The sequence below is a fragment of the uncultured Shewanella sp. genome (genome assembly GCF_947501665.1).
Taxonomy (GTDB): domain Bacteria; phylum Pseudomonadota; class Gammaproteobacteria; order Enterobacterales; family Shewanellaceae; genus Shewanella.
The window spans coordinates 50,079-69,043 of sequence record NZ_CANMWS010000006.1 but is presented as its reverse complement, the minus strand read 5'-3'; the positions used below and the strand labels follow the sequence as shown (position 1 = coordinate 69,043).

The 18,965-nt window shown below is 42.3% G+C and carries 20 protein-coding genes; 8 read left to right on the top strand and 12 right to left on the bottom strand.

Features of this window, described 5'->3' with window-relative positions; genetic code table 11:
- Positions 1-152 precede the first annotated feature (152 nt).
- The 5 genes from Q0976_RS05830 to cyaY form a co-directional block, all read right to left on the bottom strand.
- Positions 153-1,319, bottom strand: a complete 1,167-nt coding sequence (locus Q0976_RS05830; protein WP_299491980.1) for a heme biosynthesis HemY N-terminal domain-containing protein — start codon at positions 1,317-1,319, stop codon at positions 153-155.
- The gene (locus tag Q0976_RS05825; protein WP_299491978.1) at positions 1,316-2,446 is read right to left on the bottom strand and encodes a uroporphyrinogen-III C-methyltransferase; all 1,131 of its coding nucleotides are present in this window, start codon (positions 2,444-2,446) and stop codon (positions 1,316-1,318) included. The genes Q0976_RS05830 and Q0976_RS05825 overlap by 4 nt, the downstream gene beginning before the upstream one ends.
- Before the next feature lie 220 nt (positions 2,447-2,666).
- Entirely contained in the window at positions 2,667-3,392 is a 726-nt protein-coding gene (locus Q0976_RS05820; RefSeq protein ID WP_299491977.1) for a uroporphyrinogen-III synthase, read from the bottom strand.
- Between the two features lie 13 nt (positions 3,393-3,405).
- The gene (hemC, locus tag Q0976_RS05815) at positions 3,406-4,335 is read right to left on the bottom strand and encodes a hydroxymethylbilane synthase (RefSeq protein WP_299491976.1); all 930 of its coding nucleotides are present in this window, start codon (positions 4,333-4,335) and stop codon (positions 3,406-3,408) included.
- A gap of 122 nt (positions 4,336-4,457) precedes the next feature.
- Positions 4,458-4,793, bottom strand: a complete 336-nt coding sequence (gene cyaY, locus Q0976_RS05810) for an iron donor protein CyaY (RefSeq protein WP_299491974.1) — start codon at positions 4,791-4,793, stop codon at positions 4,458-4,460.
- Between the two features lie 418 nt (positions 4,794-5,211).
- Here cyaY and Q0976_RS05805 point away from each other — a divergent pair, with 418 nt between their 5' ends.
- From Q0976_RS05805 to Q0976_RS05780, 6 genes are all read left to right on the top strand, one after another.
- The gene (locus tag Q0976_RS05805; RefSeq protein ID WP_299491972.1) at positions 5,212-5,376 is read left to right on the top strand and encodes a hypothetical protein; all 165 of its coding nucleotides are present in this window, start codon (positions 5,212-5,214) and stop codon (positions 5,374-5,376) included.
- A 38-nt stretch (positions 5,377-5,414) separates the two neighbouring features.
- A complete protein-coding gene (gene lysA, locus Q0976_RS05800) occupies positions 5,415-6,659 on the top strand; it encodes a diaminopimelate decarboxylase (protein WP_299491970.1) in 1,245 nt (414 codons plus the stop codon).
- A 249-nt stretch (positions 6,660-6,908) separates the two neighbouring features.
- Positions 6,909-7,736 (top strand): diaminopimelate epimerase, encoded by an 828-nt coding sequence (gene dapF, locus Q0976_RS05795; protein ID WP_299491968.1) that lies wholly within the window; start codon positions 6,909-6,911, stop codon positions 7,734-7,736.
- Positions 7,733-8,371 carry a DUF484 family protein gene (locus tag Q0976_RS05790; protein WP_299491966.1) on the top strand — a complete coding sequence of 213 codons (639 nt, stop codon included), beginning with the start codon at positions 7,733-7,735 and terminating at the stop codon, positions 8,369-8,371. The genes dapF and Q0976_RS05790 overlap by 4 nt, the downstream gene beginning before the upstream one ends.
- Positions 8,372-8,658: 287 nt before the next feature.
- Positions 8,659-9,567 carry a tyrosine recombinase XerC gene (xerC, locus tag Q0976_RS05785; protein WP_299491964.1) on the top strand — a complete coding sequence of 303 codons (909 nt, stop codon included), beginning with the start codon at positions 8,659-8,661 and terminating at the stop codon, positions 9,565-9,567.
- 9 nt (positions 9,568-9,576) lie between these two features.
- Positions 9,577-10,341, top strand: a complete 765-nt coding sequence (locus Q0976_RS05780; RefSeq protein ID WP_299491962.1) for an HAD-IA family hydrolase — start codon at positions 9,577-9,579, stop codon at positions 10,339-10,341.
- 163 nt (positions 10,342-10,504) lie between these two features.
- On the opposite strand, the gene fis is transcribed toward Q0976_RS05780, so the two are convergent.
- The 5 genes from fis to trxA all read right to left on the bottom strand — a co-directional run bounded on the left by fis (position 10,505) and on the right by trxA (position 14,808).
- Entirely contained in the window at positions 10,505-10,810 is a 306-nt protein-coding gene (gene fis / locus Q0976_RS05775) for a DNA-binding transcriptional regulator Fis (RefSeq protein WP_248941712.1), read from the bottom strand.
- A 14-nt stretch (positions 10,811-10,824) separates the two neighbouring features.
- Positions 10,825-11,796: a tRNA dihydrouridine synthase DusB gene (dusB, locus tag Q0976_RS05770; protein ID WP_299491960.1), complete on the bottom strand. Its 972-nt coding sequence runs from the start codon at positions 11,794-11,796 to the stop codon at positions 10,825-10,827.
- Between the two features lie 147 nt (positions 11,797-11,943).
- Positions 11,944-12,825 (bottom strand): 50S ribosomal protein L11 methyltransferase, encoded by an 882-nt coding sequence (gene prmA / locus Q0976_RS05765; protein WP_299491958.1) that lies wholly within the window; start codon positions 12,823-12,825, stop codon positions 11,944-11,946.
- 152 nt (positions 12,826-12,977) lie between these two features.
- Positions 12,978-14,243, bottom strand: a complete 1,266-nt coding sequence (rho, locus tag Q0976_RS05760; RefSeq protein ID WP_298773712.1) for a transcription termination factor Rho — start codon at positions 14,241-14,243, stop codon at positions 12,978-12,980.
- A 238-nt stretch (positions 14,244-14,481) separates the two neighbouring features.
- Entirely contained in the window at positions 14,482-14,808 is a 327-nt protein-coding gene (gene trxA / locus Q0976_RS05755) for a thioredoxin TrxA (protein WP_298773714.1), read from the bottom strand.
- A gap of 387 nt (positions 14,809-15,195) precedes the next feature.
- Between trxA and rhlB the strand changes: the two genes are divergently transcribed.
- Together rhlB and Q0976_RS05745 are read left to right on the top strand one after the other, a co-directional pair.
- On the top strand, positions 15,196-16,509 hold the full coding sequence (gene rhlB, locus Q0976_RS05750; protein ID WP_299491955.1) for an ATP-dependent RNA helicase RhlB: 1,314 nt from the start codon (positions 15,196-15,198) through the stop codon (positions 16,507-16,509).
- Positions 16,509-17,426 (top strand): exopolyphosphatase, encoded by a 918-nt coding sequence (locus tag Q0976_RS05745; RefSeq protein ID WP_299491954.1) that lies wholly within the window; start codon positions 16,509-16,511, stop codon positions 17,424-17,426. The genes rhlB and Q0976_RS05745 overlap by 1 nt, the downstream gene beginning before the upstream one ends.
- A gap of 44 nt (positions 17,427-17,470) precedes the next feature.
- Here the strand turns inward: Q0976_RS05745 and Q0976_RS05740 are convergent, their stop codons facing one another.
- Both Q0976_RS05740 and hemB read right to left on the bottom strand, forming a co-directional pair.
- Entirely contained in the window at positions 17,471-17,872 is a 402-nt protein-coding gene (locus Q0976_RS05740) for a thioredoxin family protein (protein ID WP_299491952.1), read from the bottom strand.
- Between the two features lie 70 nt (positions 17,873-17,942).
- Positions 17,943-18,956, bottom strand: a complete 1,014-nt coding sequence (gene hemB, locus Q0976_RS05735) for a porphobilinogen synthase (protein ID WP_299491950.1) — start codon at positions 18,954-18,956, stop codon at positions 17,943-17,945.
- Between the last annotated feature and the right edge of the window lie 9 nt (positions 18,957-18,965).

Here is an 18,965-nt window from a genome sequence, read left to right as displayed (position 1 = left end):
TGCTTTAATATTGTATTTGTTGGATTTTAAGACGTCAAACCTAATCTACTAACACAAAATCGATAGGGTTGACTATGTTTATTTTATTATAGTGATATGCTTTTTTATATAAAGAAACCACCTTAAAAGTGGTCTCTTTAGTCAAAAGTAATCTATAGGTTTATCGCTTTTTGATAGGTCTGTATGGCCCGTTCATGCTCTTTTAGCTGACTATGTGCTAGGGCTAGGCCTGCTAAGTTCGCTTGTGTTTCTTGGAGGTGGCAGGCTTTTTGCCACCAAATTTTAGCTTGCTGAAAGTCTTCTTGTTGCTGATATATAGAGGCAATACAAGCGAGATAGTCAGGATCTTCGCTATATTGTGTTTCCAGTGCTAATAGCTGTTTCAATGCATCAAGGTTAGTGTGACTGATCAGTTTGGGAAGCGCATCAAAAAGAGCTTTTGAGGCCTGTTTTTTGACCTGTTTAATGAGCAAAGACACTGCTTGTTCTTGATGTTGATTTTTGGATAAGCCCATAGCGTATAACGCTAAATATTCAGGCTGCTTTCGCTCAATACGGCTGAGCCAATGCCAACATTTCTCTAATTCTTGCAAGCTGGTCTCTGCTGCTGTGGTGAGTACTTGCGTGTTACTCATGAGGGCTAATTGATTTAATTCTGTTTCTGAGAGTAACTGTTTTTTCTTAATAATAGGTAAAATCAGTTTCAATGCCTGCCAATCTTTTTGAGCTTGATATAACTCAATAGCCAATTTTAAAAGGGCGGGTTTACTTTTACTTGTTGGAGCCAGTTTATCCAGTTCAAGACGAGCTTGGGTTAATTCTCCTTGTTGAAATAAATACCTTGCACGGGTCGTGCTGACGGCATTGCGTGCAATGGGATCGTTTTCTGCTTTTTTAAGATAGGTATCACGCAGTTTCGTGCTTGATTGATGCTGAGCAGCTCGAGCAGCAGCGAGATAATTTAATGTTGGGATTTCACCTTTTGCAGCGCCTTTTAACATCGCCTTTTCAGCGATTTCCCAATCTTCTTCGGCTAAAGCCAGTGCGCCTAAAAGCGTGTGTTTTCTCGCGGTATTTTTACGCCAGCGTTCGGGCAAATAGCGGCTGTTAACAACAAGGTTGACTAAAAAGATAAAGATAAATTCTGCTAGCTGTAACACACTATAAAAAACGATAATGGCAATGAAGGCAAAAACTAAACTGGTTTCGATTTGATAATCACTGATAGCAATATATAGATAACCGGTATTGCCAACTAAAAAAGGGCTAATACAAAGGCCAATGAGAATGATTGCGAGATAAATGAGCGCGCGGATCATGATTTAGGCTCCTCACTGAGTAAATTGCCATAATTCACGACTTGAGTGAGTAGCTTCATGGATTGAAAGTGTTTAATTTTAGTGGTTTCAATTTTCAGAGTGAGTAAGGCGTCTAAGGTGGCTATCGTATCAGCGACCTTTGCATTACTTAAGTCAAAATACTGTGTGATCCATTTTTTAGCCAGTGCTAAAGAACTACGGTAATTAACCTGATCTTGTCGATATAAGGCGAGTTGAGCCTGTAATAATTTATTTTGTATATTTTCAATCAAATACCATTGTTGATTAGGCGCGAGCAAGGGGGCGGCATCTGTGGTGCGTTTACGAATAAGCACAAAATCATCAATTAAGGCATGCCAAGATTTTGCAAGATTAGTTTGCCAATCACTAATGGAATTAGACATCTTGTCATTATCTGGCTCGTGAGCTTTACTCATTTCACTGCGGTGTAATGGCAGGGTATTTAGATTATCGATAATGTCATCTAATGTCAGCGCCGTTCCTGAGATATCGGCTTCTTTTATGGAAAGAACAGCGGAGATATCTTTTGATAAGGCTTTACGTAATGGAGTGAGGGACGGATCCATCATGGACTTAACACGTTCATCTGCCGCTTTAAGTAAACTGGCCGCTGTTCTTGGATCGTGCTCCAACCACAGTTTACGTCCTGCAAGCCTGACAAGATATAAGGCTTCTTCTGCTCGCCAAGTATTGGGGCTGCGCTGTGCAATTAGCGCGACTTGTTGTTTGAGTTCTGACTGCGCTTTATTGAGTTGAGTCAGTTGCTGATCAAGTGTTGTGGTCAATTGGCTTTGCTTGGCTGCTAACTGGTTCATTTTCTCATTGGGTTTGACCATAGAGGCAGTCAGTTTTTGTTCAAGTAGGCGCGTTGAGTTTTGTTGTGCCTGCAGTTGTTGGTAAAGGTAAAAACCACCCATTGCGCCAAGTGCAGTAATGATCACGAGTAAAAAAAGTAATCCCCATATTTTTCCCGTATTGGATGTGTTTTTCACCGCTGGAACCGATGGCTGGGATTTTTTTTGTTGAGATTGATGTGACTCTACAGGTGGAGTCTCGTCTTCTTTTTTCGTTTTCTTGGCAGGGAGCTCGGTTTTTTTATTGTCCATTTAACAGTCCTTGAAAGCAATAATGCAACCATGTTAATCAGTTGCCAGTGATTAATACCCAAATGTGAAAAAGACACTATTTTTTATTGGAAGCAAAAAGTAGCAGACTTTGCGTTGACAATAGAATGAGGCGAATTTAATGCGCCTTCCATATCACTATGTGTAAATCAAACAGTCTGTTTTCTTCATGTCTATTGGGTATACGTCCTTTAAAACAGGACTAATTTATTAATGCGCTAATCATAGCTGCGGAGTTAGCGGCTTTTGCATTTGTGACGTGCTCTAACCCATGTTGAAATGCAAGTTGTTCAACCCTCGCACTTGGAACAATGATATGACAAGTTTGAAGCCAAGAAAATAACTCTTTAGGAACCAATTTTATTAAGTTGCTGAGTATTTCGCCACTGGTCACAATGATAGTGTCTATTTTTGCGATTTTCCATTGATTTGTGATTTGTTTTGCATTCAAGTCAACGGGGAGTCTTTGGTAAACTTCCCAATAGCTTACACTTGCTTGTCTTTGTTCCAGTACTTGGGCTAATGACGCTCGTCCACCTATGCCTCTTACAATAAGTATTTTTTTATTTTTAACAGCATCGAGTTCTGGTAAAGCCAATAGTCCTTCTGTTGTCTGCTGGCTCGATTGAGGGGTGATAGATTGTATCCCTAAGTTGAGCAAGGCATTTCTGGTTGCTTTACCGACAGCAAAATAGTCCAAGTGGGTTGGCCAAGCTTGCTGATAAAGTGCATCTGCATACTTAACGGCATTGGGACTGACAAAAATGACAGTATCAACTTGGGTTAAGGGATGTGGAGTGTGATATTCAGCTTGAGACACAGGAAGCACTTTGAGCAGTGGTGTTATCATATAGGGGATATGGTGATGCTCAAGTGCTACTGCCATGGATTGATTTTTCCCTTTTGGGCGGGTCAGTAGCACTTTCATTTATTGGTAACCTTTACGTACGATAAACAGCATCGAGTATTTCTTTAGCACCTTGCTTAAGCAGATCTTTGGCAAGTGCTATGCCGATTGCTTCTGCATCGGTTACTGAGCCTGAGGCCTCGGCACGAATAATTAAACTGCCATCAGGTTTCCCCACTAATCCTCGAAGGTGTAATTGATCTGCTTCGATTTCAGCATAAGCACCAATAGGGACTTGGCAACCGCCTTCAAGGTATGTGTTCATTGCGCGCTCGGCAGTGACTCTATAGCGAGTCTGCTCATGTTCAAGAGGGGCAAGCAAGGCCTTAACTCTTTCATCATTGAGGCGACACTCTATACCGACAGCGCCTTGCCCATTTGCTGGCAATGAGGACTCGGCCTCAATATAGCTGGCAATACGGTCAATCAGTTTTAATCGTTTTAGTCCCGCCGCAGCAAGTATAATGGCATCATATTGACCGGAATCGAGTTTGGCTAAACGCGTCCCTACATTCCCACGCAAGTCTTTGATCACTAAATCTGGGCGGGCGGCACGTATTTGACATTGGCGACGTAGACTCGATGTGCCGACAACAGCTCCTTGAGGTAGAGCATCGATATTGGCATAAGTATTAGAGACAAAGGCATCTCTATGATCGTCTCTTTCACAAATGACAGATAATCCCAATCCATTGGGGAAATCCACTGGCACATCTTTCATTGAATGCACCGCAATGTCGGCTCTGTTTTCTAAAATTGCGACTTCTAATTCCTTGACAAAAAGACCTTTTCCACCCACTTTAGCTAAGGGCGTATCAAGCAGAATATCGCCTTTAGTGCTCATTGGCACCAGTTCAACCACTAATCCTAAATGAGCTTTTTCGAGCTCTGCTTTTACAAATTCTGCTTGCCAAAGGGCTAATGGGCTTTTTCGAGTGGCAATGCGAAGCAGGTTTTCAGACATGTCATTTTCCGTCAAACATCGTAATGAGGGCAATGCTATCATTGCCAATATTCTTGTGTACAGCGCCTAGCGAGTGGAATGGAAGGCGAGTAATGATTTTATAGACCAAAAGGGGCAACTTTTTATAAGTTAATGTGCAGTTTTATGCCACTTTGACGTAAAATAGAGTCCAGAACAAAAGGCATAAACTCCCCACCATTACGCTCGTCGGTCCATTTCTCATTAACGTAAGAGAAATGATAGCCTCCAAATTTCGTGGCGACCCAAATTTGATGCAATGGTTCTTGCTTATTAATAACAATTTGTGAACGATCGGCAAAGGTTAATTGTAAAACATTACCTGACGCATCAATATCAAGATCTTCGTCTTGCTCATCGATAGCATATTCAATGGCGTTGTCGATGGCTTGAAACATGTCGTCGGCTAATTGATGAAACTCTGAATCTGTCATTGCCATGGGAAGGCTATCCTTTCGTTCGATAAAGACCGTTTATTATTGAGACTATGATACCAATGAGACTGAGTAACTGCACGGATTTAGTGATTTATATTTGTGCTGAGAAATTCTGTAGGGGGGATGGAAAGACATGAGATGTTATAATAATGAAATATAAAATAAATATAAATTGTATTGTTTTTGTATTTAAATATTTAAAATCAAATATAATCAATAGATTAAATTTATTGTCGTTCAATAGTCGCTCAGTGTTATGCACATAAGCTTGTCTATCTTCCCTTGATACTTGACCTTAGCCCCTTATCTTTGTAACCATCAAATGCAGATAATGGTTTTACGCAGACACCATCTATTATTGTTAAGTTAAGTAAATGTTATTAATGACTACTATTAATCGGATATTTCAATGTTGAGAAAAATGAAGCTGTTTTTATTATTGGCTCTTGCTAATCTAGTCATTCTAGGTTGCGGTCAAAAAAGTGGTTTATATCGTGCGCCTGAGCCAGATACCACTCAGGCTCAGCAAGATGACACAAACTCGCCAACCCAAGATACAACAAAACCCAGTGAAGTTAATCAGTAATCTTGCCACAAGTGGCATTGTAATTAAGGAATAAGCTGTTGGATCATTTTCTCTATAAAGCCGATGAATTGTATGCTGAAGATTGTCAAGTTGCAGCGCTTGCACGCGCTCACGGTACGCCGCTTTATATTTATTCTCGAGCAACGTTAGAAAGACATTGGCATGCATTTGACCGTGCTGTAGGCACTCATCCCCATCTTATTTGTTATGCGGTGAAGGCTAATTCAAACCTTGCAGTATTAAATGTGTTAGCTCGATTAGGCAGTGGTTTTGATATTGTCTCTGGTGGTGAATTAGCACGAGTCATTGAAGCAGGTGGCGATCCCGCTAAAGTGGTATTTTCTGGTGTCGGTAAAACGGTTGCAGAAATGGAAATGGCCCTTAAATTGAATATTCACTGCTTTAACGTTGAATCCGGTGCAGAGCTTGAACAGTTACAAAAGGTAGCCCAGCGATTAGGAAAAATCGCGCCAGTGTCTTTGCGTGTGAATCCTGATGTTGATGCTAAAACTCACCCTTATATTTCAACAGGCTTAAAAGAGAATAAATTTGGTATTACCATGGAAGAAGCGGAAGCGCTTTTTGCCAGAGCCCATGAGTTGAGTCATATTCAGGTAAAAGGTGTTGATTGCCATATTGGTTCTCAGCTGACTGAAATCCAGCCTTTTTTAGATGCCATGGATAGAATGTTAGCTTTAATTGACCGTTTGTCAGCAAAGGGCATTAATATTGAGCATTTTGATGTTGGCGGGGGACTTGGGGTGACTTATGATGATGAAACGCCACCACAACCTGATGTTTATGCCGCCGCATTGCTTGAACGTTTAGGCAAAAGAGACTTAACCTTAATTTTTGAACCTGGCCGTGCTATTGCCGCTAATGCAGGTATTTTTGTCACAGAAGTGCTGTATTTGAAGCAAAATGGCAATAAGCACTTTGCATTAGTGGATGGCGCCATGAACGATTTATTACGCCCGGCTCTTTATAGTGCATGGCAAAATATTATTCCAGTGATTTCTCGTGAAGGTGACACACTTAACTATGATATAGTGGGGCCAGTATGTGAAACGGGTGATTTTTTAGGTAAAGACAGAGCATTAAATCTTGCATCGGGCGATTTTTTAGCCGTTCGTTCTGCTGGGGCTTATGGTTTTACGATGTCATCTAATTATAATACTCGACCTCGCTCAGCTGAGTTAATGGTCGATGGCAGTCAAGTGCATCTTATTCGTGAGCGTGAGACCTTGCCACAATTATGGCAAGGAGAGGCGTGCTTACCTTAGGGGCTATTGATCTTTGGTGATGATTTCTGCAGTACAAACGCTGTCCGTAGGATTCACTAAATGAGCTTTACTCTGTGTTGTTGACCTCTTTGCTAAAGAAAAGGGGTTTGGAAGATTAGGCTGCATTCACTAAGTCGTGATTAAAATACGTTTAATTTGGGCGTAATTTAACCACGAAAGAGTAACCGTTCCTAGCTGTTGAGCATGCCAATATTTGTCGAGAATCATTAAGTTTTAAGGACACCTATCTTGATCCAATTCGCTAAAATGCAGGGACTCGGTAACGATTTTATGGTGGTTGATGGCGTAACACAAAATGTGTTTTTTTCGCCGGATCAAATCAAGCGTCTTGCCGACAGAAATTTTGGGATAGGTTTTGATCAATTACTCCTGGTTGAACCACCTTACGATCCCGATTTAGATTTTCATTACCGGATTTTTAATGCCGATGGTGGAGAAGTGGAGCAATGTGGTAATGGCGCACGTTGTTTTGCTCGTTTTGTGCGTAATAAAGGCCTCACTAACAAGAAAAAGATTAAAGTCAGTACCTCTTCTGGCAAAATCACGTTAAAGGTGGAACATGATGGCCAAGTGACTGTCAATATGGGCATTCCTGTTTTAGAACCCAATAAAATCCCCTTTACGGCCAAGAAAATGGAAAAAACCTATTTACTGCCGACGCCATTGAAAACCTTTCTGTGTGGGGCTGTATCTATGGGCAATCCTCATTGTGTATTGGATGTCGAAGATGTGGCGACTGAGCCTGTGGATGAAATCGGTCGTCTGCTGACTCAACATGAGCGTTTTCCAAAAGGCGTGAACGTGGGCTTTATGCAGGTGCTTAGTCGCGATCATATTAAGTTGAGAGTGTATGAGCGAGGTGCAGCTGAAACCTTGGCTTGTGGGACTGGTGCTTGTGCTGCTGTCGTGGTGGGACAAGTGCAAGGCAAGCTTGGCCCTCGTGTAAAAGTTGACTTACCCGGCGGCACATTAATCATAAACTGGGAAGGTGAAGGGAAACCTTTATGGATGACAGGCCCAGCTGTACATGTATTCGATGGACAAATACCACAATGACAGAATTGCAACATAAACAAAATACACCGCCGTTTGATGAAATTTTAATTCGAGAATATTTGTTAGATAACCCGAGTTTTTTTGCGCGATTTCCAGAATTATTAACCGGCATGCGGATCCCGCATCAAGAGCGGGGTACAGTGTCTCTGGTTGAGCGGCAACAAAGTGCATTACGTACTCAAGTACAACAATTAGAAGAAGAAATTACGGCGCTCATGACAATGGCCACCCGTAATGAACAAATCTATATGTTTAACAATGCATTGTCATTGAAGCTGCTTGAATGCGAAGGGATTGGGGAGCTAAGGCAAGTCTTATCGAATGAATTGAAACAGCAATTTAATTTCAGTCATGTACGTTTGATTTCGGTGCATGAGGTGGACAGCGAATTAGCCCATATTTGGCAAAAACGCTTAAATCAAGGTTATTATTTTGGTCGGCTAACACAATCGGAGTCTAAACGTTTATTTGGCGCTGAAGTGGGCTCTGTTGCGCTATCACGCCTCTCGAAAAGTTGTGGACAAGTGATTTTTGCCATTGCGATATCGGATCCTACTCATTTTCAACCTGACATGGATCATCTACTGTTAGATCAAATTAAGCAGTTGCTTGATCACTTAGTTCCTAAATGCTAGCGACCAAGTGTTAGTTCCTATACATTAATCCCTTAAGGCTGGTTATCAGTGCTAGCCTTTAAATCTGTGCCTAAGCCTGATGCGTTAAATGTCAGTTTTAATGCTCTATCAGGTGCTGATTTTTAGCTTTTCATTCTGTTTTTATTTAAATTAACCTGAACTCGGGATAATGAGTGTCAAAGAGTATTGACCATCCATTTAAAGTCAATAGGTTAAATTATACTTTTATTTCAATTATATGTCATAATTTCTCGTGTATTCTTAAGTTGCTTTTGGGAGAGAGTTCGTTGAGTATAGAGCAGAATTTGGTTGATTTTGAACGTTACTTAAAAACAGAGCGGCAGTTATCCTTGCATACCGTGCGTAATTATTTATTTGAAATGAATCGCTTTATCGCATTATTTTCTGATCCCATCGACTGGAATACAGTTTCCCACCACACCTTGCAATCGGGCTTAGGTAAATTACACCGTCAAGGGTTATCGCCGCGATCATTGGCTTTAACCTTGTCTGCGGTGAAGCAGTTTGGGGCTTTTTTATTACAAGAAAAGCAGATTTCAGCCAATCCTGCTGTGCATATGCGTGCGCCTAAGTTGAACAAGCCGTTACCTAAAAATATGGATGTGGATTCAGTTACCCATTTATTGGATATTAAAGGGGACGATCTCCTTTGCGTGAGAGACAGAGCAATGCTTGAACTCTTTTATTCCAGTGGCCTGCGTTTAGCTGAGTTGGCGAATATTAACCTCACCGATCTTCAATTTAATGAACAGCAAGTCAAAGTATTAGGTAAGGGCAGTAAAGAACGTATTGTGCCCATTGGTACCATGGCGATGACAGCACTGAAAGTGTGGTTAGCCATGCGTGAAAGTATTGTTTGTCATGATGATGCTGTGTTTGTAACGGGAAAAGGCGCTCGTTTAGCTCATCGCAGTATTCAAGCAAGGCTCAATAAATGGGGTCAAGAACAAGGGCTCAACATGAAAGTCCATCCCCATAAATTGCGCCATTCTTTTGCTACGCACATGTTAGAGTCGAGCCGTGATCTTCGTGCTGTGCAAGAGTTGTTGGGACATGCTAACCTGTCTACAACACAAATCTATACTAGTCTAGATTTTCAACATTTGGCTAAAGTGTATGACGGTGCTCACCCTAGAGCTAAAAAAGCAACCAAGCGCAATAAACCTGAAGAGTAGGAGTGTGTGATGCAGGTTTTCATTAAACCAGGACCTATTAAGTGCTTAAGTTTTGATCTTGATGATACCTTATATGACAATCGGCCTATTATGCGCCGAGCTGAACAAGCGTTACTGGCATATTTGCATGACAAATTTACCGCGACCGAGCAGTGGCATGCGAATGAAATTATGCGAGTAAAAACGATATTATTACAAGGTCATCCTGGGCTTGCTCATGATGTGAGCCAGTTGAGAAAAATGGCGATTCAACAAGGCTTAATCAATGCCGGTTATTCACAAGGACAAGCGCAAAAAGGGGCGATTGAGGCACTAGCGTATTTTTTGCATTATCGCAGTGACTTTAGTCTGTCAAACTCTGTTATTGAGTTACTCACAGCGCTAAAAAAACAATATTCACTGATTGCAATCACTAATGGTAATGTTGATGCTAAGCGCATTGGTCTTGACGGGATCATTGAATTTTCATTATCGCCCACTAATGGTTTGCGTATGAAGCCCTATGGTGACATGTTTCATTTGGCCTTAAACAGGCTCAACATCGATGCACCGCACCTTATGCATATCGGTGATAGCAGCATGAGTGATGTTCGCGGTGCACGTCAGGCAGGCTGTCAGGCGGCTTGGCTCAGTCCAGCTTTTGGCGATACCAACACAAAGGATACGCTCAATGCCACTATCACCACGCTTGAAAGTCAGGTCTTGAATAAACAAAGTCGATTATTACCTCATATTCGCATTACCCGCCTAGAGGAGCTAAAGTCGCTGTTGTAGATAGCATACAAAAAAGGCCGAGCATTGCTGCTCAGCCTTTTCAAAATACTCGCCTGTTACATTAATCGGCCCTATCTAACTTATCTATCTAGCTTATTAGAGACCGAGCATGACACAGGCTTACATTCACAGAACGCCGTCACTCAATAAGAGTAATCGACGTTTAGTTCATGCCGTATTTTTTTAATTTCTTACGTAGCGTACCACGGTTGATGCCTAGCATGTTGGCTGCACGAGTCTGATTACCACGAGTGTGCTGCATGATAATGTCTAAAAGAGGCGCTTCCACTTCGCATAACACCATTTCATAGACTTCTTCGGCTTCCTGCCCGTCCATTTGAGCGAAAAAATTAGTGACAGCACGCTTAACCGCATCACGTAATAATTGTGGCTTAATAGCGCCACTAGCGGTTTCGATTTTACCTACGGTTAGCGGGTGAACTTCTGTGTGAGTTGTCTGATCAAACATTCGTATTCTGCTCTTTAATTATGTGGTACAAATTCATCAAAATAGCGTTCCAACATGGAACATTGTTCTGCGACGGTCTCAAGGCGATTAAATTCCTGTCGAAACGCGCGCTGGGGTTCTTGGTGTAAATACCATCCAACATGTTTCCTGGCGAAACGGATCCCCTTATATTCGCCATACAATGCATATAACTTCTTGAGATGTTCCAGCATCACTTGACGCTTTTCATCCATCTCAACTGCTGCTAAATGCTTACCTGTTGCCAAGTAATGTTGGATTTCTCTAAATATCCAAGGTCTTCCTTGTGCACCTCGGCCTATCATCAGGGCATCAGCACCCGTATGTTCTAGCACAAGTTGTGCTTGTTCTGGGGTGGTGATGTCTCCATTAGCGATAACAGGAATAGAGACCGTTTTTTTAATTGCCTTAATCGTGTCGTATTCGGCATGACCCTTATACATACATTGCCGTGTGCGGCCATGAACAGCTAACGCAGCAATGCCACAATCTTGTGCAATTTGGGCTATTTGAACGCCATTCCTGTGCTCTGGGGCCCACCCCGTTCTAATTTTTAAGGTAACAGGAACATCAACAGCAGCAATAACAGCTTGTAAAATCGTTTTGACTAAAGCTGGATCTTGCAACAGCGCTGAGCCTGCTAGCTTTTTATTCACTTTTTTTGCCGGGCAGCCCATATTGATATCAATGATCTGAGCACCTTGCTCAACATTGACTCTGGCGGCATTGGCCATTAATGCGGGATCGGCGCCTGCAATTTGAATGCTACGGATCCCATCTTCGCCGGCATGTGCCATTCGAAGACGGCTTTTCTCTGTATCCCAAACATCAGGGTTAGAGGAAACCATTTCCGATACCGCTAAGGCTGCACCATAGCGAAGACACAAATTTCTAAAAGCTTGATCTGTGACACCTGCCATTGGGGCAACGATCAGCTGATTTTTCAGTTGATACGGACCAACTTGCATTTATCGACACACCTTGCACATCAAAGGGGCGCTATAGTACGTCTTTTTTGCGTGCTTGAAAAGGTCAATAAATGACCTGAGAGCAACTTTTTTTCTTGACTTTTGTTTAGTTAGAAATAAGTCGAAAATAAATAGCCTATGTCTGTGCTATTTACGTATGCCTGTCAAGCGGCTCCAGTCGTCTTTATAAGCAGGCTCGTCCATAATGAACCACTTTGAATAAAATTTAGACAACTCAAGTGCTTGCTCTTTTAATAACCCTGATAATGCTAATTGTCCACCAGGGGCAACTTTTTCGGCAATTAAAGGGGCAAGTTCTCTTAATGGACCCGCTAGAATGTTGGCGACTAAAATATCGGCGAGTAAATCATCAGGTTGCTCGTCAGGTAAATAAAGGGCAAGTTTATTTTCGACCTGATTACGCTCAGCATTGGCTTTTGATGCTTCAATGGCTTGATAGTCGATATCGATACCGCTGACATATTGGGCACCGAGTTTTAATGCGGCAACGGCTAAAATACCCGAGCCACAACCAAAATCGATCACTTTTTTATCAGTAAAGTCTAATCCGTCTAACCATTCAAGGCATAAAGCGGTGGTGGGGTGCGTGCCAGTACCGAAGGCAAGACCAGGATCGAGGATCACATTCACAGCACTAGGATCGGGGATGTCTCGCCAGCTGGGGCAGATCCATAGACGCTCACCAAAGCGAATTGGGTGAAAATTATCCATCCACTCCCGCTCCCAGTCTTTATCTTCGACTTGCTCAATTTTATAAGACAGGGCATTGCCTAAAAAGGGCAGGGCTTTGAGTCTGTCGACTACCGGTACTAAGTCATGATCGGCTTCAAACAAGGCAACCACCACAGTATGGGCCCAAAGCGGTGTTTCACCTAAAGTAGGCTCATAAATCGGGGTATCTTTACCGTCTTCAAAGGTAATGGAAAGTGAACCTTCTTCCATGAGTTGATCGCTGATGGCATCAGCATGGGCATTGTCTGTATCAAGTCTTAGCTGGATCCAAGGCATGTGAGTCTCTGTCTCGATAAATAATCGCGCTATTGTAAACGATACGCAAAGGACTTCAACTATGCGTCGTTTGTACAATAAGAACTAAAAAGGGATTATGGGCCATAAAAAAACCGCATTAAATGCGGTTTTTACGAGGTAGGATGAATATGTTAGGTTTTTGCGCGTTTCATTGCGGTAAAGAATTCATCGTTGGTTTTAGTCATCGCAAGCTTGTCAATCAAAAACTCCATGGCGCTGACTTCATCCATTGGATTAAGAATTTTACGTAAAATCCACATTTTTTGTAGCTCTTCAGACGTCGTGAGCTTCTCTTCACGACGTGTGCCTGAGCGATTAAAGTCGATGGCAGGGAAAACACGTTTTTCAGCGGCTTTACGAGACAAGTGAAGCTCTTGGTTACCTGTACCTTTAAACTCTTCGTAGATGACTTCATCCATCTTAGAGCCTGTATCAACAAGGGCTGTGGCGATAATGGTCAAACTACCGCCATGCTCGATGTTACGTGCTGCGCCAAAGAAACGTTTAGGACGATGTAGTGCGTTGGCATCCACACCACCGGTAAGCACTTTACCCGATGAAGGAATAACCGTGTTATAAGCACGGGCTAAACGCGTGATAGAATCCAATAGGATCACCACATCTTTTTTATGCTCAACGAGACGTTTGGCTTTTTCAATGACCATTTCAGCCACTTGTACGTGACGGCTAGCTGGCTCATCAAAGGTTGAGGCTATCACTTCACCTTTAACCAAGCGTTTCATCTCGGTGACTTCCTCTGGACGTTCATCGATAAGCAGTACCATCAAGACGACGTCAGGATTGTTGTAGCTGATGCTTTGAGCAATATTTTGCAGTAATAAGGTTTTACCGGCTTTTGGCGGTGCGACAATCAGACCACGTTGGCCTTTACCAATAGGCGAGCACAAGTCCAAAATACGCGCAGTAATATCTTCAGTTGAACCATTACCGCGTTCCATGCGAATACGCTCTTCTGCATGCAGTGGGGTTAAGTTTTCAAATAAAATCTTAGTGCGAGAGTTTTCAGGTTTGTCGAAGTTAACTTCAGAGACTTTCAGTAGGGCAAAATAGCGTTCACCTTCTTTAGGCGGACGAATTTTACCAAAGATGCTGTCACCAGTACGCATATTGAAGCGGCGTATTTGGCTCGGTGAGACATAAATGTCGTCTGGGCCCGCTAAGTAGGAACCATCTGAACTGCGTAAGAAGCCAAAACCGTCTTGAAGGATCTCTAAAACGCCCCCTCCAAAAATATCTTCGCCGCTTTGAGCATGGGCTTTCAGAATTGAGAAAATAATGTCCTGTTTACGTGCACGGGCCATATTTTCTAACTTCATTTCCTGAGCGAGTGTGACTAAATCTGCAATCGGTTTGTTTTTTAATTCTGATAAATTCATCTTAGAGGGATCTTGTTTGCGTGACGACGCTACTATGGATTAATCTGGTAAGGCAATAAATAGAATATCAATCGAATAGCGAGAAGTGGGTTAGTTAAGAATAGGTCTGGTCATTAAAGTAGCACTAACTTGAATGTACGTCTAGCGGTTTAAGTCCATTCGGCACATTTTTTATCAAATATATGCCGAAGGGACGTTTTATAGACTATTTAATCTATTGATTTAATAGTTTTTGCATTTAAATTTGAGCGTCGATGAACTCTTTTAATTGCGTTTTAGACAGAGCACCGACTTTAGTCGCAACTAACTCACCTGCTTTAAATAGCAGTAAAGTTGGAATGCCACGAACGCCATATTTAGCAGGAGTGACTGAATTTTGGTCTACATTTAATTTAGTTACAGCGACTTTGCCTTCATATTCTTGTGCAATATCGTCAAGAATAGGCGCAATCATTTTACAAGGACCACACCATTCCGCCCAAAAGTCGACTAATACGGGCAAATCAGACTTAATTACATCAGCTTCAAAGCTGTCATCGCTTAGGTGTACAATCTTGTCACTCATTCTTAATTCTCCGGTTTGGTTGCCATTGCTGGTTTGTTAATGGCTTAACCTGTATATTGGGCCATTAAAATGGCTTTTCAAGTTTAAACTTACGCATTAAATTAAGTTACACTACTGGAAATGAGAAAACGCCCTTAGACAAGCGAGTGATAGACAGGCTATAGTGTGCCTGCGCCAATCATGCCTATCTAGATGATACGTAAAAATACGTTAAGCGTTTTAAACCAGCCCTCAAAGTGATGCACTTTGTGAAAGTTTGACTGTCAGTATACCACTGAACGGACTTTCTCTTATGATTTCTTTGAGTGTGCACCTATTTTAGTGTGATAAGTATTCTATCTCAAATGATTGAGTTTCTTATTGCAACCTTACAGGTAAGCCTGCGCTATGAGCGAAACACATTTATCAACACAAAAATTTGCCGATTTAACACTACAAATTGAAGTTAAACAGGCGCTGAATAAAGCTGGCTTTGAGTATTGTACCCCCATTCAAGCCTTATCATTACCGATTTTATTACAGAAAAAAGATATTGCGGGCCAAGCCCAAACAGGAACAGGCAAGACACTCGCCTTTTTAGTGGCGACCTTTAATCATTTATTAACAACACCAGTACCCAGTGAACGTCAAGTTAATCAACCTCGGGCCATCATTATGGCTCCCACACGGGAACTGGCGATTCAAATTGCCAAAGATGCCACTATATTAGCCCAGTCGACCGGACTCAAAGTGGGCATAGTGTATGGTGGCGAGGGCTACGATGCCCAGCGAAAAGTATTAGATAAAGGCGTTGATATTCTCATTGGTACTACTGGGCGCATTATTGATTATGTGCGTCAAGGTGTGGTGAATGTCAGTAATATTCAAGCTGTGGTACTTGACGAAGCCGATCGCATGTTCGATTTAGGTTTTATTAAAGATATTCGTTTTTTATTCAGGCGTATGCCAGATGCAAAATCACGTTTAAATATGTTGTTTTCAGCGACATTATCGATGAAAGTGCAAGAGCTGGCCTACGATCATATGAATGAGCCAGAAAAAGTCGAAGTGGCCCCAAACGAGAAAACCTCTAAAAACATTAAAGAAGAAATTTTTTATCCTTCAATGGATGAAAAAATGGTGTTGTTATTGTCGTTAATTGAAGAAGATTGGCCTGAAAAAGCCATTGTCTTTTCAAATACTAAACACGGCTGTGAGAAAGTATGGTCGTGGCTCGCTGGCGATGGTCATCGAGTCGGGTTGTTAACCGGTGATGTGCCACAAAAGAAACGTTTACGTATTTTGGAGCAATTTACTAAAGGCAGTATCGATATTCTAGTGGCTACCGATGTGGCAGCCAGAGGCTTACATATTTCTGATGTGTCTCATGTGTATAACTATGATTTACCCGACGACTGCGAAGATTATGTGCACCGTATAGGTCGTACGGGACGAGCAGGCCAAAAAGGTGTCTCGGTGAGCTTTGCTTGTGAAGAGTATGCACTGAACCTGCCGGCGATTGAGAGTTATATTCGTCATTCAATCCCTGTGAGCTCTTATGATAGCAGTGCATTGCTTGATGATATTCCTGCACCTGTTCGCATTCACCGTAAAGCCAGTAGCCATTCACGTAATCAGCGTGAACGTACAGGTGGTAAACCTCATGGCGGTCATAATAGCGGTTCACGTAATCGCCATGACAGGACTCGCAGGCATTCATAATGAGTCAGCCCCCATATGCCGCAATAACGTTAGGCTCTAACAGTTTTAATATGTTAGTGGCTGAAACCATAAAGGGTAAACCTTGTATCACTGCAAAGTTTAAGCGCAAAGTCAGGCTTGCTGAAGGAATGGATGAGCATGATAAGCTCAGTGATGAAGCGATGGCACGAGGCATAGATTGCCTCGCGATGTTTGCTCAAGAAATTGATAAAGCGGGTATAGCACCTGATAATGTTGCTGTGATTGCCACAGCGACATTGAGGCGGATCAGTAATGTGCAGGTTTTTCGCGCGCAGGCTTTGTCAGTTTTGCCTTATCCTATTGAGATTATCTCTGGTGAGGAAGAAGCCGAGCTGATTTATCAAGGCATGATAGCCACCACTCAGGGTGATGAGCGGCGTTTAGTGATTGACATAGGTGGCGCCAGTACCGAGTTTATTATTGGCGAAAATCACCATGTGTTACTGAAAACCAGTTTACCTATTGGTTGTGTGACCTTTAATCAGCAGTTCTTTCAACAGCAAATGATAACGGTGTCTGAGTTTAATCGAGTCAAGCAACATATTGATGGCGTATTGCAAACGGTTCGCCAACCACTGCTTGATTTAGGTTGGCGTTCGACCTTGGGCGCCTCTGGTAGCGTGCAAGCTGTGATGGAAGTCCTTGCAGCGAGGGCAAAGCCTCAAGTTATTTCACTGCCAGTGCTTCAACAATTGCAACAAGACATTTTGACATTAGAGCATCGACCATTGACATCGATTCAAGGACTTAAAGAAGAGCGGGCACCAACCTTTGTGTCTGGAGTGGCGATTTTATTGGCTTTGTTTGAATTATTGAACATTGAGCAATTGGCACTGTCTGGTGGTGCACTAAGAGAAGGTGTATTAGAGCGCTTAGCCGGTAAAGTGGCCTCTTAAATACTGTCATTGAAAGACCTCGTTTGTTTGAGGTCTTGTAGTGCTTATATCGTTAGTATCTTCACTAGATCTTTTTCTAAGCTCAGAGTGGGGGACTCAACAATACGGCCTAATTCTTTGCCTGCTTGGGTCACGATAAAGGTTGGAATACGCTCAAATTGATAGTCTTGTGAGAGATTTTCAGGATCCTGTTTTAGCCTATCAACGCCCAAATAAGTTACGTTAATATCGGCAGGCTCAAGTGCCTCCATAATACGAATAAAATGGGCGATTTCACGATGACAATCCGGGCACCAAGTGCCAACAATCACAACAATGTCTAAAGGTGATTGATTATCAATCAAGGGGAGTAACGCATTGTTATCGATGCTATAGCTGTCATAAAAAGGCTTGAAATCATCAAGGGCTTTTAAATCGTTAGCAAGTAATTTTCCAGTGAGTATCATCAGTTGGTCTCTTATTATATAAAGGCGATACCCTCAATAGAGGATATCGCGATAGATATGCGGTGAATAATTAGGCGTTATCTTCTTTCAGCCACTGAGCAACTTGTTTCGCAAAATAAGTCAAAATACCATCGGCTCCGGCTCGTTTAAAGCATAATAAGGATTCCATTATCGTCGGTTTTTCAGCTAACCAACCATTTTGAATCGCGGCCATATGCATGGCATATTCCCCACTGACTTGGTAGGCAAAAGTGGGAATAGCCAGTTCTGTTTTGACTCGACGAACAATATCTAAATAAGGCATGCCCGGTTTGACCATGACCATGTCAGCGCCTTCTTGAATATCCAGTGCGACTTCATGTAGGGCTTCATCACTATTGGCGGGATCCATTTGGTAGCTATGTTTGTTACCGCCTTTTAAATTGCTGGCTGAGCCGACTGCATCGCGAAAAGGACCATAATAACTGGAAGAAAATTTAGCGGAATAAGCCATAATTTGGGTATTCACAAACCCTTCAGCCTCTAATGCTTCACGAATAGCACCGATGCGGCCATCCATCATGTCGGAAGGTGCCACCATATCAGCACCCGCTCTAGCATGAGATAGTGCTTGTTTGACGAGAATATCAGTGGTGATATCGTTAAGAATATAACCTGTATCATCAATAATGCCATCTTGACCATGGGTGGTAAAAGGATCCAGCGCCACATCCGTCATCACGCCTAATGTTGGAAAAGCGGCTTTTAATTCACGTACTGCACGCTGTACTAAAGCATTATCATTGTAGGCTTCTTCGGCCATTAAGCTTTTCTTATCGCTAGGGGTGACAGGAAATAATGCAATGAGAGGAATACCAAGTTGTACTAATTCAGCGGCTTCTTTGAGCAATAAATCAATGGATACACGTTCAACACCGGGCATAGAGTCGACTTTTTCACTGCGATTTTCGCCCTCAAGAATGAACATTGGGTAAATCAGATCGTTGACGGTTAAGGTGTTTTCAGCCATTAGGCGGCGGCTAAAGTCATGTTTACGCATGCGGCGCATTCTACGCTGAGGGTAGGCACTGGTCATCAGGTTCACAATTCACTC

Excerpts from the sequence above, each read along its gene's own strand:
- Q0976_RS05830 (WP_299491980.1), bottom strand. The coding sequence starts at position 1,319 with ATGATCCGCGCGCTCATTTATCTCGCAATCATTCTCATTGGCCTTTGT.
- Q0976_RS05825 (WP_299491978.1), bottom strand. The coding sequence starts at position 2,446 with ATGGACAATAAAAAAACCGAGCTCCCTGCCAAGAAAACGAAAAAAGAA.
- Q0976_RS05820 (WP_299491977.1), bottom strand. The coding sequence starts at position 3,392 with ATGAAAGTGCTACTGACCCGCCCAAAAGGGAAAAATCAATCCATGGCA.
- hemC (WP_299491976.1), bottom strand. The coding sequence starts at position 4,335 with ATGTCTGAAAACCTGCTTCGCATTGCCACTCGAAAAAGCCCATTAGCC.
- cyaY (WP_299491974.1), bottom strand. The coding sequence starts at position 4,793 with ATGGCAATGACAGATTCAGAGTTTCATCAATTAGCCGACGACATGTTT.
- Q0976_RS05805 (WP_299491972.1), top strand. The coding sequence starts at position 5,212 with ATGAAGCTGTTTTTATTATTGGCTCTTGCTAATCTAGTCATTCTAGGT.
- Q0976_RS05790 (WP_299491966.1), top strand. The coding sequence starts at position 7,733 with ATGACAGAATTGCAACATAAACAAAATACACCGCCGTTTGATGAAATT.
- Q0976_RS05780 (WP_299491962.1), top strand. The coding sequence starts at position 9,577 with ATGCAGGTTTTCATTAAACCAGGACCTATTAAGTGCTTAAGTTTTGAT.
- fis (WP_248941712.1), bottom strand. The coding sequence starts at position 10,810 with ATGTTTGATCAGACAACTCACACAGAAGTTCACCCGCTAACCGTAGGT.
- dusB (WP_299491960.1), bottom strand. The coding sequence starts at position 11,796 with ATGCAAGTTGGTCCGTATCAACTGAAAAATCAGCTGATCGTTGCCCCA.
- prmA (WP_299491958.1), bottom strand. The coding sequence starts at position 12,825 with ATGCCTTGGATCCAGCTAAGACTTGATACAGACAATGCCCATGCTGAT.
- rho (WP_298773712.1), bottom strand. The coding sequence starts at position 14,243 with ATGAATTTATCAGAATTAAAAAACAAACCGATTGCAGATTTAGTCACA.
- trxA (WP_298773714.1), bottom strand. The coding sequence starts at position 14,808 with ATGAGTGACAAGATTGTACACCTAAGCGATGACAGCTTTGAAGCTGAT.
- rhlB (WP_299491955.1), top strand. The coding sequence starts at position 15,196 with ATGAGCGAAACACATTTATCAACACAAAAATTTGCCGATTTAACACTA.
- Q0976_RS05745 (WP_299491954.1), top strand. The coding sequence starts at position 16,509 with ATGAGTCAGCCCCCATATGCCGCAATAACGTTAGGCTCTAACAGTTTT.
- Q0976_RS05740 (WP_299491952.1), bottom strand. The coding sequence starts at position 17,872 with ATGATACTCACTGGAAAATTACTTGCTAACGATTTAAAAGCCCTTGAT.